At 69.5% G+C, this 16,261-nt stretch carries 15 protein-coding genes and 1 pseudogene; 7 read left to right on the top strand and 9 right to left on the bottom strand.

The features are described from left to right. Window positions 1–415 (top strand): annotated as a pseudogene (locus A5702_RS03860) (hypothetical protein); the annotation flags it as partial. A gap of 41 nt (window positions 416–456) precedes the next feature. Here A5702_RS03860 and A5702_RS03855 read toward each other — a convergent pair. From A5702_RS03855 to A5702_RS03825, 7 genes are read right to left on the bottom strand one after another with little or no spacing between them, the layout of a single operon-like run. Next, window positions 457–804, bottom strand: coding sequence for a metal-sulfur cluster assembly factor (locus tag A5702_RS03855; RefSeq protein WP_067301280.1), 348 nt, complete (start codon window positions 802–804; stop codon window positions 457–459). Beyond that, window positions 779–1,279, bottom strand: a complete 501-nt coding sequence (gene sufU, locus A5702_RS03850; protein ID WP_068218429.1) for a Fe-S cluster assembly sulfur transfer protein SufU — start codon at window positions 1,277–1,279, stop codon at window positions 779–781. Before sufU ends, A5702_RS03855 begins: the two co-directional genes overlap by 26 nt. Then, a complete protein-coding gene (locus A5702_RS03845; RefSeq protein WP_068218426.1) occupies window positions 1,276–2,517 on the bottom strand; it encodes a cysteine desulfurase in 1,242 nt (413 codons plus the stop codon). The genes sufU and A5702_RS03845 overlap by 4 nt, the downstream gene beginning before the upstream one ends. A gap of 2 nt (window positions 2,518–2,519) precedes the next feature. Beyond that, on the bottom strand, window positions 2,520–3,356 hold the full coding sequence (gene sufC, locus A5702_RS03840; protein ID WP_068218423.1) for a Fe-S cluster assembly ATPase SufC: 837 nt from the start codon (window positions 3,354–3,356) through the stop codon (window positions 2,520–2,522). Beyond that, window positions 3,356–4,519: a Fe-S cluster assembly protein SufD gene (sufD, locus tag A5702_RS03835; protein WP_068218420.1), complete on the bottom strand. Its 1,164-nt coding sequence runs from the start codon at window positions 4,517–4,519 to the stop codon at window positions 3,356–3,358. The genes sufC and sufD overlap by 1 nt, the downstream gene beginning before the upstream one ends. Next, a complete protein-coding gene (gene sufB, locus A5702_RS03830) occupies window positions 4,516–5,961 on the bottom strand; it encodes a Fe-S cluster assembly protein SufB (RefSeq protein ID WP_067819746.1) in 1,446 nt (481 codons plus the stop codon). Before sufB ends, sufD begins: the two co-directional genes overlap by 4 nt. After that, window positions 5,958–6,797, bottom strand: coding sequence for a metalloregulator ArsR/SmtB family transcription factor (locus A5702_RS03825; RefSeq protein WP_231964987.1), 840 nt, complete (start codon window positions 6,795–6,797; stop codon window positions 5,958–5,960). Before A5702_RS03825 ends, sufB begins: the two co-directional genes overlap by 4 nt. 91 nt (window positions 6,798–6,888) lie before the next feature. Here A5702_RS03825 and mptB point away from each other — a divergent pair, with 91 nt between their 5' ends. The 4 genes from mptB (at window position 6,889) to A5702_RS03805 (ending at window position 11,384) form a co-directional block, all read left to right on the top strand. Then, the gene (mptB, locus tag A5702_RS03820) at window positions 6,889–8,589 is read left to right on the top strand and encodes a polyprenol phosphomannose-dependent alpha 1,6 mannosyltransferase MptB (protein WP_067819748.1); all 1,701 of its coding nucleotides are present in this window, start codon (window positions 6,889–6,891) and stop codon (window positions 8,587–8,589) included. Then, complete coding sequence (locus A5702_RS03815; RefSeq protein ID WP_156669476.1) at window positions 8,586–9,521, top strand: ABC transporter ATP-binding protein; 936 nt, start codon at window positions 8,586–8,588, stop codon at window positions 9,519–9,521. Before mptB ends, A5702_RS03815 begins: the two co-directional genes overlap by 4 nt. Further along, window positions 9,518–10,297 carry an ABC transporter permease gene (locus tag A5702_RS03810; RefSeq protein WP_068218414.1) on the top strand — a complete coding sequence of 260 codons (780 nt, stop codon included), beginning with the start codon at window positions 9,518–9,520 and terminating at the stop codon, window positions 10,295–10,297. Before A5702_RS03815 ends, A5702_RS03810 begins: the two co-directional genes overlap by 4 nt. A 130-nt stretch (window positions 10,298–10,427) precedes the next feature. After that, on the top strand, window positions 10,428–11,384 hold the full coding sequence (locus A5702_RS03805) for a heme A synthase (RefSeq protein WP_068218410.1): 957 nt from the start codon (window positions 10,428–10,430) through the stop codon (window positions 11,382–11,384). Here the strand turns inward: A5702_RS03805 and A5702_RS03800 are convergent. Next, a complete protein-coding gene (locus tag A5702_RS03800) occupies window positions 11,334–11,975 on the bottom strand; it encodes a hypothetical protein (RefSeq protein WP_068218407.1) in 642 nt (213 codons plus the stop codon). The two genes, A5702_RS03805 and A5702_RS03800, sit on opposite strands and share 51 nt — an antisense overlap. Before the next feature lie 19 nt (window positions 11,976–11,994). Between A5702_RS03800 and A5702_RS03795 the strand changes: the two genes are divergently transcribed. Further along, window positions 11,995–12,969 carry a quinone oxidoreductase gene (locus A5702_RS03795; protein WP_068218404.1) on the top strand — a complete coding sequence of 325 codons (975 nt, stop codon included), beginning with the start codon at window positions 11,995–11,997 and terminating at the stop codon, window positions 12,967–12,969. A gap of 13 nt (window positions 12,970–12,982) precedes the next feature. Here the strand turns inward: A5702_RS03795 and A5702_RS03790 are convergent, their stop codons facing one another. Then, a complete protein-coding gene (locus A5702_RS03790) occupies window positions 12,983–13,909 on the bottom strand; it encodes a heme o synthase (protein ID WP_055403482.1) in 927 nt (308 codons plus the stop codon). 256 nt (window positions 13,910–14,165) lie between these two features. Between A5702_RS03790 and tkt the strand changes: the two genes are divergently transcribed. Continuing rightward, window positions 14,166–16,256: a transketolase gene (gene tkt / locus A5702_RS03785; protein WP_068218401.1), complete on the top strand. Its 2,091-nt coding sequence runs from the start codon at window positions 14,166–14,168 to the stop codon at window positions 16,254–16,256. The last annotated feature ends 5 nt before the right edge of the window (window positions 16,257–16,261 follow it).

Below are 16,261 nucleotides of genomic sequence, written 5' to 3'. Positions count from 1 at the left end.
ACAAGTCGTCGTAGCGGAACCGGTTCAGTTCGTTGTCGGCGAATCCGCGTTTGACTTGGATGTCGAGCCCGCCGGCGTCACGGCGCAGACCATCATGATCACCGCGCCCATCGACGGCAAGTGCCCGCCACCCGGCGGTTTCTACGGCACGGTCGCGTCGGTATCGGGAAACACGATCGCGGTCAATGGGATTGGTCCCGGTGGCCCCACCACGGTGACCGTCAACGACGCGACGTCCTACAAGAAGCAGACGATCAGCAACACCCAGGCGATCACCAACGGCACGTGCATGGGGGCTCAGGGCACGAACGACGGAGGCGCGCTGCAGGCGACGACCATCAGCCTGGAACAGTGCCCGCCGATGGGGCGGCCGCACCACCACCTGCACCTGCCGCATTTGCCCTTCCACCTTTAGCGGCGGATTGCCGCCATTGGCTAGCGGAAGGGCAGGTGGCTTTAGACGGTGAAGCCCAAGGCGCGCAGTTGCTCGCGGCCGTCCTCGGTGATCTTGTCCGGGCCCCAAGGCGGGTTCCACACCCAGTTGATCCGCAGGTCGTCGACCAGGCCGCTGCTGACCAGCGCGCTGCGCGACTGGTCCTCGATGACATCGGTCAGCGGGCAGGCCGCCGAGGTCAGCGTCATATCGAGCAGGGCAACGGTCCCCTCGTCGCCCTCTTCCACGTTGAGGCCGTAGACCAGCCCGAGGTCGACGACGTTGATGCCCAACTCCGGGTCGACGACGTCGCGCATCGCCTCCTCGAGGTCGGCAATAAATTCGTCACCCGGTGCGGCGGTCTCGCTCATCCTGTTCCTCCTCGAAGTCCGCGCCCCTGTCTGAACAAGCTTGGGCCAACGCGTCTTTGAACGCCATCCAGCCCAGCAGTGCGCATTTCACCCGGGCCGGGTATTTGGCCACCCCGGCGAACGCGATGCCGTCGCCAAGGACGTCCTCATCGCCTTCGACGGTGCCGCGCGAGGACACCATTTCGGTGAACGCGGCGATGGTGTCCAGCGCCTCGGGCACCGTCTGACCGATCACCTGCTGGGTGAGCACCGAGGTCGCCGCCTGGCTGATCGAGCAGCCCTGCCCGTCATAGGAGACGTCGGCCACGCGCCGGCCGTCGTCCGACAGCGCGACCCGCAGCGTCACCTCGTCCCCGCACACCGGGTTGACGTGATACACCTGCGCGCCGAACGGCTCGCGCAGCCCGCGGTGCTGCGGATGCTTGTAGTGATCGAGGATCACGTCCTGATACATCTGCTCCAGGCGCACCGTCAGTCACTCCCAAAGAATTCCAGCGCGCGGCGCACGCCGGCCACCAGGCGTTCGACCTCGTCGGTGGTGTTGTACACGGCGAACGACGCCCGGGCGGTGGCCGCCACGCCGAACCGGCGGTGCAGCGGCATCGCGCAGTGATGCCCCACCCGGACCGCGACGCCCTCGTCGTCGAGCACCTGCCCGACGTCGTGGGCGTGCACCCCGTCAACGACGAACGAGACGGGCGAGCCGCGGTTTTCCATGGCGGTCGGCCCGATGATCCGCACGCCGTCGATGCCCGACAGGCCCTCCAGGGTCGCGGCGACCAGCTCGCGCTCGTGCGCCTCGACCGCGTCCATGCCGACGGCACCCAGATAGCGTGCGGCCGCGCCCAACCCGACGACCTGGGAGGTCATCGGCGTGCCGGCCTCGAACCGTTGCGGAGCCGGGGCGTAGGTCGACGCCTCCATGGTCACGGTCTCGATCATCGACCCACCGGTGAGGAACGGCGGCAGCTCCGAGAGCACCTGGCGGCGGCCGTAGAGGGCGCCAACCCCGTTGGGGGCCAACATCTTATGACCGGAGAACGCGGCGAAGTCGACGTCGAGCGCATGCAGGTCGACCGGCTCGTGCGGCACCGACTGGCAGGCGTCCAGCACCGTCAAGGCGCCGACGGCCTTGGCGCGGCGGACCAGCTCGGCTACCGGCGCCACCGCGCCGGTCACGTTCGAATGATGGCTGAACGCAATGACCTTCACGCGCTCGTCCAGCTCCAGCGAATCCAGGTCGATGCGGCCGTCGTCGGTCACGCCATACCAGCGCAGGGTGGCGCCGCTGCGGCGGGCCAGCTCCTGCCACGGGACGATGTTGGCGTGGTGCTCGAGCTCCGTGGTGACGATGACGTCGCCCTCGCCGACGGCCCGGTCAAACCTGTTGTCGCCCAGCACATACGACGCCAGGTTCAGCGCCTCCGTGGCGTTTCGGGTGAAGACCAGCTCGTCGGCGTCGGCGCCGACGAACGCCGCGACGTCGGCGCGGCCCTGCTCGTAGGCGTCGGTCGCCTCCTCCATCAGCTGGTGCGCGCCGCGATGGACCGCGCCGTTGGAGGTGACCAGGAACTCGCGTTCGGCGTCGAGCACCTGCAGCGGGCGTTGCGACGTCGCGCCGGAATCCAGGTACGCCAACTGCTTTCCGCCGCGCATCACGCGCTTCAGGATGGGAAAGTCAGCGCGGATGGCGTCGACGTCCAGTGCGGTCATGCTTACGCTCCCGCGGCCGCCCGCGGCGATCGCAAGCTCGGCGAAGCCGGGCGCTGCGGGTCGCCGCCATCGGTCTGGGCGGTGAAGCGCACGTAGCCGTTCTCCTCGAGCTCGTCGGCCAGTTCCGGACCGCCGGATTCGACGATCCGGCCCCCGACGAACACATGCACGAACTGCGGGTGGATGTAGCGCAGGATCCGGGTGTAGTGGGTGATCAGCAGGATGCCGGCGTGCTCGGCCTCGGCGTAGCGGTTGACGCCCTCGCTGACCACCCGCAGCGCGTCCACGTCCAGGCCGGAGTCGGTCTCGTCGAGGATGGCGATCTTCGGCTTGAGCAGGCCCAGCTGCAGGATTTCGTGGCGCTTCTTCTCCCCGCCGGAAAATCCTTCGTTGACACTGCGTTCCGCGAACGCGGGGTCGATGTCCAGGTCGGCCATCGCCGCCTTGACCTCCTTGACCCAGTGCCGCAGTTTCGGCGGCTCGCCGCGGACCGCGGTCGCGGCGCTGCGCAGGAAGTTCGACATCGACACGCCCGGCACCTCGACGGGGTACTGCATGGCGAGGAACAACCCGGCGCGGGCGCGTTCGTCGACGCTCATGTCCAGCACGTCCTGGCCGTCCAGCGTGATCGAGCCTGAGGTCACCCGGTACTTCGGGTGCCCGGCGATGGCGTAGGACAGCGTGGACTTGCCGGATCCGTTGGGGCCCATCACCGCATGCGTCTCACCGGAATTGACGGTCAGGTTGACGCCGTTGAGGATTCCGATCTCGCGGCTGCCCTCGGGGGCGTTGGGGTCCTCGACGCTGACGTGCAGGTCTTTAATTTCCAAAGTCGTCATTACGCTGTTGTCTTCTCCGTGATTTCCAGTTCGTGTTCGATGGCGGCGGTGAGGCGTTCCCGGATCTCCGGCACGGCGATCTTCGAGATGATCTCGCCGAAGAATCCGCGCACCACCAGCCGGCGCGCCTGGTCCTCGGGAATGCCGCGGGCGCGCAGGTAAAACAGTTGCTCGTCGTCGAAACGCCCGGTGGCACTGGCGTGCCCGGCGCCGACGATCTCGCCGGTCTCGATCTCCAGGTTGGGCACCGAGTCGGCGCGCGCCCCGTCGGTGAGCACCAGGTTGCGGTTCACCTCGAAGGTGTCGGTGTCGGTGGCCTCGGCGCGGATCAGCACGTCACCCACCCAGACGGCGTGCGCGTCGGGCCGCTGCGATGCCGGATCCCCTTGCAGCGCACCCTTGTAGAGCACGTTGGACTTGCAGTTCGGCTGCGCGTGGTCGACCAGCAGCCGCGATTCCAGGTGCTGCCCGTCGTCGGCGAAGTACAACCCGAGCAACTCGGCATCCCCACCCGGGGCGGCGTAGCGCACGTTGGCCGACATCCGCACCACCTCGCCGCCCAGCGTGACGGCCACGTGCCGCAGCACGGCGTCCTTGCCGAGCTTGGCGTGGTGCGCGGACAGGTGAACCATGTCGTCGGCCCAGTCCGCGATCCACACCACGGTGAGCCGGGCGGCGTCGCCGACGATGAATTCGACGTTGTCGGCGTAGGTTCCGCTGCCCCGCAGGTCGATCACCACGACCGCCTCACCCAGCTCGGCGACGCTGATCTGCAGGTGCCCGTAGGCCACCGCGCCCGCGCCGGGGCCCGTCACGGTGATGTTGACCGGCTCGGCGATCTGCGTGTCCCGCCCGACGCTCACCACCGTCGCGGAGTTGAACGACGAAAACGCTTGCGCCGCAACGCGGTCGGTGGGCACACCGCCGCGTCCGAGCCGCTCGTCACCGCGGCGGACGGTCTCGACCCGCACGCCAGGCCGCTCGGCCACGTCGATCTGCGCCCTGCCGGTGGCCTGCGCCGACCCGTCGTGCAGGCCGCGCAGCCGCCGCAGCGGCGTGAAGCGCCAGATTTCGTCGCGGCCGCTGGGCACCTCGAAGGCGTCAACGTCGAAGGACGCGAACAATTCGCCCTTGTTCAGGGCGGCAGCAGCGGTGGCGGTCATCCGACCGAGCCCTCCATCTGCAGCTCGATGAGCCGGTTGAGCTCCAGGGCGTACTCCATGGGCAGTTCCTTGGCGATCGGCTCGACGAAGCCGCGCACCACCATCGCCATCGCCTCGTCCTCGGTCAGCCCGCGGCTCATCAGGTAGAACAGCTGGTTCTCGCTGACCTTGGACACCGTGGCCTCGTGGCCCATCGTGACGTCGTCCTCGCGGATGTCGACGTAGGGGTAGGTGTCGCTGCGGCTGATCGTATCGACCAGCAGCGCATCGCATTTCACGCTGGAGCGGGACCCGTGGGCGCCCTTGTTCACCTGCACCAGTCCGCGGTAGGAGGTGCGGCCACCGCCGCGGGCCACCGACTTCGAGACGATGTTGCTCGACGTATTGGGCGCCAGGTGCAGCATCTTGGCGCCGGCGTCCTGGTGCTGACCCTCGCCGGCGAAGGCGACCGAGAGGACCTCGCCCTTGGCGTGCTCTCCGGTCATCCAGACGGCCGGGTACTTCATGGTCACCTTCGACCCGATGTTGCCGTCGACCCACTCCATGGTGGCGCCGGCCTCCGCGCGGGCGCGCTTGGTGACCAGGTTGTAGACGTTGTTCGACCAGTTCTGAATCGTGGTGTAACGGCAACGGCCACCGGGCTTCACGATGATCTCCACCACCGCCGAGTGCAGCGAATCCGACGTGTAGATGGGCGCGGTGCAGCCCTCGACGTAATGCACGTAGGCGTTTTCGTCGACGATGATCAGGGTCCGCTCGAACTGGCCCATGTTCTCGGTGTTGATCCGGAAGTAGGCCTGCAGCGGGATGTCGACGTGCACGCCGGGCGGCACGTAGATGAACGAACCACCCGACCACACAGCGGTGTTCAACGCGGAGAACTTGTTGTCCCCGGCCGGGATCACGGTGCCGAAGTACTGCTGGAAGAGCTCCGGGTGCTCGCGCAGGCCGGTGTCGGTGTCGAGGAAGATGACGCCCTGCGACTCGAGGTCCTCGCGGATCTGGTGGTACACCACCTCGGACTCGTACTGGGCGGCCACACCGGCGACCAAGCGTTGCTTTTCGGCCTCCGGGATGCCGAGCCGGTCGTAGGTGTTGCGGATGTCCTCGGGCAGGTCATCCCAACTGGCGGCCTGCTTCTCGGTGGACCGCACGAAGTACTTGATGTTGTCGAAGTCGATGCCGGAGAGGTCTGAGCCCCAGTTGGGCATCGGCTTGCGGTCGAAGATGCGCAGCGCCTTCAGCCGGGTCTGCAGCATCCACTCGGGCTCGTTCTTCTTCGCCGAGATGTCGCGGACCACCGCCTCGGACAGCCCGCGCTGCGCGCTGGCCCCCGCGATGTCGGAGTCGGCCCAGCCGTAGCCGTAGCGGCCCAGCGACGCGATCGTCTGCTCCTGGGTCAACGGCTCGGCAGCCTTTTGGGCCTCTGGCGTGAGGGTCATAACGACGCTCCTTCGATGCTCGTGGTGTCGGTCATGTTGCGCCGCTGCTCCTCATCGCTTCGCTCTGCATCGTCGCCGGCGCGACGCGGGCTGGGCGCCGGGGTAAGTGGCACGTGGGTGGTGCAGGCGCAGTTTCCGTTGACGATGGTCGCCAACCGCTGCACGTGGGTCCCGAGCACCTCGGCCATGGCCTGCTGCTCGGCTTCACACAGCTCGGGGAATTCCTCGGCGACGTGCGACACCGGGCAGTGGTGCTGGCAGATCTGCACGCCGTGGATCGGCCCGCCGACCCGCGTCGTGGTGGCGACGTAACCCGCCTTGGTCAGCGCGCCGGCCACCCGCTCGGCGGCCGCCTCGACCTCGGCGTCGTCGTCGCCCTCGGCCGACGGTACGCCGGCCAGGATCGAGTCGATGCGTTGCCGGGCGAACGTCCGGACGGCGTCCTCGCCGCCGATCTCGCGCAGCTGCCGCATGGCCGCCGCCGCGAGGTCGTCGTAGGCGTGGTCGAGCTTGGCGCGGCCCGCTGCGGTGAGCCGGAACCGCTTGGCGGGTCGCCCGCGACCCACCTGCTGCCAGGAGGCGGCGGGCACCGACTCGGCGTCGCCCGCCTCGATCAGGGCGTCGAGGTGGCGCCGCACGCCCGCGGCCGCCAGCCCCAGCCGATCCCCGATCTCGCCGGCCGTGATCGATCCGGACTCCACCAGCAGGCGCACGATGGCCCGGCGGGTGTGTCCATCCGGCACCGACGCGCCCGCCGCACCCACGGTAGCGTCGTCGAAGCCGGTTCGGATTTTCACAACACCAGTGTGACGCAATTCCGGGGATCGGTCTACCAAGGGTCCCCTGAGCGGGCGTTGCGCTGGTCACAGCCAACACAACGCGCGGCGGCAAGGCGAGCCCGGCCAGCCCGGCGGTTACGCTGCTCTGATGGCAGCCCGCCACCACGTGCTGAGCTCGTCGATCGCCAGCCTGCATGGCGACGAGCAAGCGGTGGGCACGCCGCTGAACGATACCGAGCTCACCGCGCTGCAGCGCACCCGGCGGTTCGGTGCCGCCGGGACCGTCCTGATGGCCATCGGCGCGCTGGGCGCCGGGGCGCGTCCCGTCGTGCAGGACCCCACGTTCGGCGTGCGGTTGCTCAACCTGCCGTCGCGCATCCAGACCGTGTCCCTGACGATGACGACGACCGGGGCGGTGATGATGACGCTGGCCTGGCTGATGCTCGGCCGGTTCGCGCTGGGCAGCAGGCGGATGTCGCGCGGCGACCTGGACCGCACCCTGATGCTGTGGATCCTGCCGCTGCTCATCGCGCCCCCGATGTACAGCAAGGACGTCTACTCCTACCTGGCCCAGAGCCAGATCTCGCTGGAAGGGCTCGACCCGTACCGGGTGGGTCCGGCGTCGGGCCTGGGCCTGTCGCACGTCTTCACGCTGTCGGTGCCAACCCTGTGGCGCGAGACGCCGGCGCCCTACGGCCCGCTGTTTCTGTGGATCGGGCGCGGCATCTCGGCGATCACCGGCGAGAACATCGTCGCGGCCGTGCTGTGCCATCGGCTGGTCGAGCTGATCGGCGTCGGGTTGATCGTCTGGGCGACGCCCCGGCTGGCCCGCCGCTGCGGCGTCGCCGAGGTCAGCGCGCTGTGGCTGGGCGCGGCCAATCCGCTGCTGATCATGCATCTGGTGGCCGGCGTCCACAACGAGGCGCTGATGCTGGGGCTGATGCTGGCCGGCGCCGAGTTCGCGCTGCGGGGGATCGACTCCCCGCGGCTGTTCCCGGCCTCCTGGCGGCCCGGCCCCGACTGGGAGCCGTTGGGCATGCTGCTGGCCGGCGCCGTCCTGATCGCGCTGTCGTCGCAGGTGAAGCTGCCGTCACTGCTGGCGCTCGGGTTCGTCACGATGGCGCTGGCCTACCGCTGCGGGGGCAACCTGCGCGCGCTGCTGCTGGCGGGCGGTGCGATGAGCGCGCTGTCGCTGGCGGTGATGGCGGTCGTGGGCTGGGCCAGCGGCCTCGGCTTCGGCTGGATCTACACGCTGGGCACCGCCAACGTCGTCCGCAGCTGGATGTCGCCACCCACCCTGCTGGCCCTGGGCACCGGGCAGGTCGGCATCCTGCTGGGACTCGGCGACCACACCACCGCGGTGCTGGGGCTCACCCGCGCCATCGGCGTGCTGATCATCACCGTAATGGTGGGCTGGCTGCTGGTGGCCGTCTTCCGCGGCCGGTTGCACCCGATCGGCGGCCTGGGCGTGGCGCTGGGCGTCACCGTGCTGCTGTTCCCCGTCGTACAGCCCTGGTACCTGCTGTGGGCGATCATCCCGTTGGCCGCCTGGGCAACCCGCACCGGATTCCGGGTCGCGGTCATCGTCATCACCCTCGTCGTCGGCATCTTCGGCCCGACCGCCAACGGGGACCGCTTTGCGCTGTTCCAGATCGTCGACGCCACCCTGGCCAGCACCCTCATCGTGGTGGTGCTCATCGCGCTGACGTACACCCGCCTGCCGTGGCGGCGACTCCCCACCGAGGGCGGCGAGACCCCGCAGCCGGCCGCCGGGGCCGCGCCGGCGCCCGATCCCACGCAGACCCCCAATCCCGAGGCGATACCTGACGCCTACGCTGATTCCACGTGAGCTCGGACCTTCCTGAAACAGTCGTGCGGCTGCGCGGGGTGAGCAAGCACTACGGATCCACCACGGCCGTCGCCGATCTCGACCTCGAGGTGCACGCCGCCGAAGTGCTGGCCCTGCTGGGGCCCAACGGCGCCGGCAAGACCACGACGGTCGAGATGTGCGAGGGCTTCGTGCGCCCCGACGCCGGCACCATCGAGGTGCTCGGGCTGGACCCCATCGCCGACAACTCGCGCCTGCGCACGCGCATCGGGGTGATGCTGCAGGGCGGCGGCGGCTACCCCAGCGCCCGCGCGGGCGAGATGCTCAACTTGGTCGCGTCCTACGCCGCCGACCCGCTGGACCCGGCCTGGCTGCTGGACACCCTGGGCCTCACCGACGCCGCCCGCACCACCTACCGACGGCTCTCCGGAGGGCAGCAGCAGCGGCTCGCGCTGGCCTGCGCGCTGGTCGGCCGCCCCGAACTGGTCTTCCTCGACGAACCCACCGCCGGCATGGACGCCCACGCCCGGCTGCTGGTCTGGGAGCTGATCGACGCGCTGCGGCGCGACGGCGTGACCGTGCTGCTGACCACCCACCAACTCAAGGAGGCCGAGGAGCTCGCCGATCGGCTGGTCATCATCGACCACGGCGCGACGGTAGCCGCGGGCACGCCGGCCGAGCTGATGCGCACCGGCGCCAAGGACGAGCTGCGGTTCACCGCGCCACCGCGCCTCGACCTGTCGCTGCTGACCGCCGCGCTGCCCGAGGAATACCGGGCCAGCGAGGTGACGCCGGGCGAGTACCTGGTCGAGGGACCCGTCGACCCGCAGGTGCTGGCCACCGTCACCGCGTGGTGCGCGCGGATCGACGTGCTGGCCACCGACATGCGCGTCGAGCAGCGCAGCCTCGAGGACGTGTTCCTCGACCTCACCGGCAGGAAGTTGCGGCAGTGACCGAATCGAACGTCTTCCCCGCCGGAACCTTCACCCCCGACCCGAGGCCCAGCGCCGTGCCGCGGATGCTGGCCGCGCAGTTCGGCCTGGAGCTCAAGCTGCTGCTGCGCAACGGCGAGCAGCTGCTGCTGACCATGTTCATCCCGATCACGCTGCTCGTCGGGCTAACCCTGCTGCCGTTCGGCTCCTTCGGGCACAACCGCGCCGCCACCTTCGTCCCGGCCATCATGGCCCTCGCGGTGATCTCGACCGCCTTCACCGGCCAGGCCATCGCGGTCGCCTTCGACCGCCGCTACGGCGCGCTCAAGCGGTTGGGCGCGACCCCGCTGCCGGTCTGGGGCATCATCGCCGGCAAATCCCTGGCCGTGGTGACGGTGGTGTTTTTGCAGGCAATCCTGTTGGGCGCCATCGGTTTTGCGCTGGGCTGGCGGCCCGCCCTGGCCGCGTTGGCGCTGGGCGCGGCGGTCATCGCGCTGGGCACCGCGGGTTTCGCGGCCCTGGGGCTGTTGCTCGGCGGGACGCTGCGCGCCGAGATCGTCCTCGCGGTGGCCAATCTGCTGTGGTTCGTGTTCGCCGGTCTGGGCGCGCTGACCGTGGAGAGCGGGATGATCCCGACCGGGGTCAAGTGGGCGGCCCGGCTCACCCCGTCCGGGGCGCTGACCGAGGCCCTGTCGCAGGCGATGGCCCTGTCGGTGGACTGGTTCGGCATCGTCGTCCTGGCTGCGTGGGGCACGCTCGCCGCGCTGGCCGCGCGGCGCTGGTTCCGCTTCACCTGACGCGCTGGCCCAACCCGTCCGCGACACGTAAACCACGCACACGACACGCCGTGGCGGGTGTGCGTGGTTTCAGTCTCGCGCCGCGAGGGCGTACTACAGCGTGTAGTTTTCTGTGGCCTACCATCGGGCCATGCCCGTGGGACGAACGCTGAGGCGGTTGGTGGACCTCCTCCCCGACCCCAGCGTGCGCGTACAGCGCCTCATCGCCGCGGCCGTCATCCTCACGCAGGGCGGCATCGCCGTCACCGGGGCGATCGTCCGAGTCACCGCCTCGGGGCTGGGGTGTCCCACCTGGCCGCAGTGCTTTCCGGGCAGCTTCACGCCCGTCGCCCACGCCGAGGTACCGCGCATCCACCAGGCGGTCGAGTTCGGCAATCGCATGATCACCTTCGCGGTGGTGGTCGCCGCGGCCCTGGCCGTGCTGGCCGTGACCCGCGCCCGCCGCCGCACCGAGGTCCTGGTGTACGCGTGGCTGATGCCGGTGTCGACGGTGGTGCAGGCCGTCATCGGCGGCATCACCGTGCGCACCGGGCTGCTGTGGTGGACGGTGGCCATTCACTTGCTCACCTCGATGACGATGGTGTGGCTGTCGGTGTTGCTGTACGTCAAGATCGGCGAGCCTGACGACGGGGTGCTGCACCGGCGCGTGCCCCGGCCGCTGCGCGCCCTGACGGCGCTGATCGGGCTGGACCTGGCCGTGGTGCTGGTCACCGGCACGCTGGTGACGGCAGCCGGCCCGCACGCCGGTGACCGCAGCCCCACCCGGACGGTGCCACGGCTCAAGGTCGCGGTGGACACCCTGGTGCACGCGCACTCCTCGCTGCTGGTCGCCTACCTCGCGCTGATCGTCGGGCTGGGCTTCGGCCTGCTGGCCGTGCACGCCGGGCGGCCCATCCTTCGGCGGCTGGTCGTGCTGCTCGCCCTGGTGTGCGCGCAGGCCGCCGTCGGCACCGCCCAATACTTCACCGGGGTACCCGCCGCGCTGGTCGCGTTGCACGTGGCCGGGGCCGCGGCCTGCACCGCGGCGACCGCCGCGCTATGGGCGTCGATGCGAGAGAGGGCCGAGCCCGAGCCGCTCGCAGGCTGACTCGACGGCCAGTGCGAACTCGCGCTGGGCAAGCTCGCGGGTGGCGGGGTCGAGGTGCGCCCAGCCCAGCGACGGCGCGACGAGGTCGAGCCCCACCAGTCGGTCCCCCTGCACGTCCGCGCGCGCGTACAGCAACTCGTGCGCGGCGATGCCGGCTTGCGCGGCGGCCGACGCGAGCGCGGCGTAACCAAGGTCCCACGATTCGAACTCCGGCTCGTCCGGACACGCGTGTGATCGCTTGCCCGCCAAATAGATCAACGCCGATTGCGCCGTGCCGCCCGGTAGCGTCGGCACCCCGGCGTCCGCCAGGTCGCGCAGATACCGCTCATCGAGGTTCCAAGCGACCGCGTCGGGTGGGTTGAGCAGGTGGCGCACCCGCCGGATCCAGGCGAGGAATTCGTCGCGCCGGGCGGGTTCGTCGGGTTTGGTGCGCAGGATCACCAGATCAGCGCGCAGCGTCGCCGGGTCGTCCCAGGGCAGCCAGCGCGCGTGCAGACCGCGCCGCCGCAGGGCCGCGACCACGCCCGGATCGTCGTCCGGCCCCGCCAGAACGATGCGGGGATGGAAGACGTCCGGGCGAGCGAGCTTCATGCCCGGGCATGATAGGCGCATGCACGCGATCGAAGTCAGCGAAACCGGCGGCCCCGAGGTGCTGCGCTACGTCGATGCCCCGCAGCCCACGCCGGGGCCCGCCGAGGTCCTGATCCAGGCCGAGGCGATCGGGGTCAACTACATCGACACCTATTTCCGCTCCGGGCAATACCCGCGAGAGCTGCCGTTCATCCTCGGTTCCGAGCTGTGCGGCACGGTCGCGGCGACCGGTGACGATGTCGACGGCTTCCGCGTCGGCGACCGGGTGGTCAGCGCGTCGGCGTCCGGCGGATACGCCGAATACGCCACTGCCCCAGCCTTTTTGACGGCGCACGTGCCCGACGGCGTGAGTGCCGACGTGGCCGCGTCGGTGCTCCTGAAGGGGTTGACCGCGCACTACCTGGTGAAGTCGGTGTATCCGGTGCAGGCGGGCGACACGGTGCTGGTGCACGCCGGAGCGGGCGGGGTCGGGCTGATCCTGACGCAGTGGGCTCGTCTGCTGGGCGCGCGGGTCATCACCACGGTCTCCACCCCGGAGAAGGCCCGGTTGTCTCGCCAGGCCGGCGCCGACGAGGTGCTGTCCTACCCCGACGACGCGGAGGAATTCGGCGGGCAGATTCGCGGGCTCACCGACGGCGCGGGCGTCGAGGCCGTGTACGACGGCGTGGGCGCCACCACCTTCGACGCCAGCCTGGCCAGCCTCGCGGTGCGGGGCACGCTGGCGCTGTTCGGTGCGGCCAGCGGGCCCGTTCCGCCGTTCGATCCGCAGCGGCTCAACGCCGCCGGTTCGGTGTTCTTGACCCGGCCGTCGCTGGCCCACTTCATTCGCACCGGCCAGGAATTCAGCTGGCGGGCGGAGGAACTGTTCGACGCGATCGCCGGCGGGGCCATCACCATCGAGGTCGGTGGGCGCTATCCGCTGGCCGAAGCCACCCGCGCCCACCAGGACCTTCAGGGGCGCAAGACGGCCGGCTCGATCGTGCTGCTGCCCTAGGTCCGAGCCGCTGTCAGAACAGGTGCGGCAGGGCGATCACCGAGTCGACCGCCAACGCGCAGAACACCACCGCGAGATAGTTGTTCGACTGCAGGAACAGCCGCAGCGGCTTGACCGGCTCGCCGGCGCGCACCCCGGCGTAGAGCTGGTGGGCCATCGCCAGGAACCACACCCCGGCCACCACGGCGACCGCCGCGTACAGCCAGCCGGCGGCCAGCGCCAGCGCGAGCGTGGCCGCCACCGTCAGCCAGGTGTAGATCAGAATCTGCTTGGTGACCTGGCGCTCGGTCGCCACGGCGGGCAGCATCGGGACGCCGGCCGCCTTGTAGTCGTCCTTGTAACGCATCGCCAGCGCCCAGGTGTGCGGCGGCGTCCAGAAGAAGATGATCGCGAACATCACCAGCGCCGGCCAGCCGATGGTGCCGGTGACCGCCGACCAGCCGATCATTACCGGCATGCAGCCGGCCGCGCCGCCCCACACCACGTTCTGCGAGGTGCGGCGCTTGAGCAGCAGCGTGTAAACCAGCACGTAGAAGGCGATGGTGGCGCCGGCCAGGTGTGCCGACAGCATGTTCGTCGTCCACCACAGCCAGAAGAACGACGCCACCGACAGCGCCAACCCGAACACCAGCGCGTGGCTGCGCGGGACCGCAGCCCTGGCCAGCGGCCGGCGCGCGGTGCGCTTCATCACCTTGTCGATGTCCGCGTCGGCCACACAGTTGAGCGTGTTGGCGCCCCCGGCGGCCAGCATCCCGCCGACCAACGTGTTGAGGATCAGCAGCGGGTTCACGCTCCCGCGGTGGGCCAGCAGCATCGCCGGGATGGTGGTGACCAGCAGCAGCTCGATGACCCGCGGCTTGGTCAGCGCCAAATACGCCAGCACCGTGCCGTGAACTCGGCTCGTTACCTGGCTCGGGGCGACGCGCCCGCGAACGCTCACGCAATAACTCCTTGGGGTCGCAACACGCGCAGCATCTACTACGCACGATGGTAGACCGCGGGCCGGTGTCGGCCTGCCCGCAGGGTCTATTCACCCAGACTTCTCCCAGATTTCCGAACTGAATGTTACGGGTCGAGGGGCACCGCGTAATTTTCACAACAGCCGGCAACGGGTACCCGAAATCCTGCACTGCAAGAGCCGGCCGTCCCGCACTAGGGTGGGATTGATCGGCTCGATGACCCCAAGGACTGAGTCTGTGACCACACTCGAAGAGATCTCCACGCTGACCCAACCGCACCTCCCCGACGACTGGTCCGAGATCGACTCGGCCGCCGTCGACACGATTCGCGTGCTGGCCGCCGACGCGGTCCAGAAGGTCGGCAACGGACATCCCGGAACGGCGATGAGCCTGGCTCCACTGGCCTACACGCTTTTCCAGCGCACGATGCGGCACGATCCCAGCGACACCTATTGGCTGGGCCGCGACCGGTTCGTCCTGTCCTGCGGGCACAGCAGCCTGACGCTGTACATCCAGCTGTACCTGGGTGGGTTCGGGCTGGAGCTGAGTGACATCGAGTCGCTGCGGACGTGGGGATCCAAGACGCCGGGGCATCCAGAGTTCCGGCACACCAAGGGTGTTGAGATCACCACCGGTCCGCTGGGCCAGGGCCTGGCCTCGGCGGTCGGCATGGCGATGGCCTCGCGCTACGAGCGCGGGCTGTTCGACCCGGACGCCGCGCCCGGCACCAGCCCGTTCGACCACTTCATCTACGTGATCGCCTCCGACGGCGACATCGAGGAAGGTGTCACCTCGGAGGCCTCGTCGCTGGCCGCCGTCCAGCAGCTGGGCAACCTGATCGTCTTCTACGACCACAACGAGATCTCGATCGAGGACGACACCGACATCGCGCTGTGCGAGGACACCGCCGCGCGCTACCGCGCCTACGGCTGGCACGTGCAGGAGGTGGAGGGCGGCGAGAACGTCGTCGCCATCGAGGAGGCCATCGCCAACGCCAAGGCCGTCACCGACCGGCCGTCGTTCATCTCGCTGCGCACCATCATCGGCTACCCCGCGCCCAAGCTGATGAACACCGGTAAGGCGCACGGCGCGGCGCTGGGCGACGAGGAGGTCGCGGCCGTCAAGGAGATCCTCGGCTTCGACCCCGAGAAGAAGTTCGAGGTGCGCGACGAGGTCATCGCCCACACCCGCAAGCTGGTGGACCGGGGCAAGGAAGCGCACGAGAAGTGGCAGGCGGACTTCGACGCGTGGGCGGAGCGCGAACCGGACCGCAAGTCGCTGCTGGACCGCCTGACCGCCGAGGAGTTGCCCGACGGCTGGGACGCCGACATCCCCACCTGGACAACGGAAGACAAGCCGTTGGCCACCCGGGCCGCCTCGGGCAAGGTGCTGTCGGCGCTCGCGTCGAAGCTGCCCGAGCTGTGGGGCGGCTCGGCCGACCTCGCGGGCAGCAACAACACCACCATGGACGGCGTCAAATCGTTTGGCCCGCCGTCGATTTCGACAAAGGACTACACCGCCGACTGGTACGGTCGCACGCTGCACTTCGGCGTCCGGGAACACGCGATGGCCGCCATCCTGTCCGGCATCGTCCTGCACGGCCCCACGCGGGCTTACGGCGGCACGTTCTTGCAGTTCTCCGACTACATGCGCCCGGCCGTGCGACTGGCCGCGCTGATGGACATCGACACGATCTACGTGTGGACGCACGATTCCATCGGGCTCGGCGAGGACGGTCCCACCCACCAGCCGATCGAGCACCTCGCGGCGCTGCGCGCCATCCCCAAGCTGTCGGTGGTGCGCCCGGCCGACGCCAACGAGACCGCCTACGCGTGGCGCACGATCCTGGCCCGCGGCAACGGCAGCGGCCCCGTCGGGCTGATCCTGACCCGCCAGGGGGTGCCGGTGCTCGAGGGCACCAGCGTCGAGGGGGTGGCCCGTGGCGGCTACATCCTCGGCGACCAGGGCACCGAGGATCCCGACGTCGTGTTGATCGCCACCGGCTCGGAGGTTCAGCTCGCGGTCGAGGCCCAGAAGTTGTTGGCGGACAAGGACATCGTCGCGCGGGTGGTTTCTATGCCGTGTGTGGAGTGGTTCGAATCGCAGCCCGAGGACTACCGCGACAGCGTGCTGCCGCCGTCGGTGTCGGCCCGGGTGGCCGTCGAAGCGGGCGTGGCGCAGTCCTGGCACAAGCTCGTCGGCGACACCGGCAGGATCGTGTCGATCGAGCACTACGGCGAATCCGCCGACTACAAGACTTTGTTCCGTGAATTCGGTTTCACAGCAGAAGCCGTCGCGGCCGCCGCGGAACAGGTAGTGGACAACTGAGAAAG

Source organism: Mycobacterium sp. E3339 (assembly GCF_001666915.1).
Classification (GTDB): domain Bacteria; phylum Actinomycetota; class Actinomycetes; order Mycobacteriales; family Mycobacteriaceae; genus Mycobacterium.
This window is presented reverse-complemented; position numbering and strand designations above follow the sequence as displayed.

Excerpts from the sequence above, each read along its gene's own strand:
- A5702_RS03855 (WP_067301280.1), bottom strand. The coding sequence starts at position 804 with ATGAGCGAGACCGCCGCACCGGGTGACGAATTTATTGCCGACCTCGAG.
- A5702_RS03845 (WP_068218426.1), bottom strand. The coding sequence starts at position 2,517 with ATGACCGCACTGGACGTCGACGCCATCCGCGCTGACTTTCCCATCCTG.
- sufC (WP_068218423.1), bottom strand. The coding sequence starts at position 3,356 with ATGACGACTTTGGAAATTAAAGACCTGCACGTCAGCGTCGAGGACCCC.
- sufD (WP_068218420.1), bottom strand. The coding sequence starts at position 4,519 with ATGACCGCCACCGCTGCTGCCGCCCTGAACAAGGGCGAATTGTTCGCG.
- sufB (WP_067819746.1), bottom strand. The coding sequence starts at position 5,961 with ATGACCCTCACGCCAGAGGCCCAAAAGGCTGCCGAGCCGTTGACCCAG.
- mptB (WP_067819748.1), top strand. The coding sequence starts at position 6,889 with ATGGCAGCCCGCCACCACGTGCTGAGCTCGTCGATCGCCAGCCTGCAT.
- A5702_RS03805 (WP_068218410.1), top strand. The coding sequence starts at position 10,428 with ATGCCCGTGGGACGAACGCTGAGGCGGTTGGTGGACCTCCTCCCCGAC.
- A5702_RS03800 (WP_068218407.1), bottom strand. The coding sequence starts at position 11,975 with ATGAAGCTCGCTCGCCCGGACGTCTTCCATCCCCGCATCGTTCTGGCG.
- A5702_RS03795 (WP_068218404.1), top strand. The coding sequence starts at position 11,995 with ATGCACGCGATCGAAGTCAGCGAAACCGGCGGCCCCGAGGTGCTGCGC.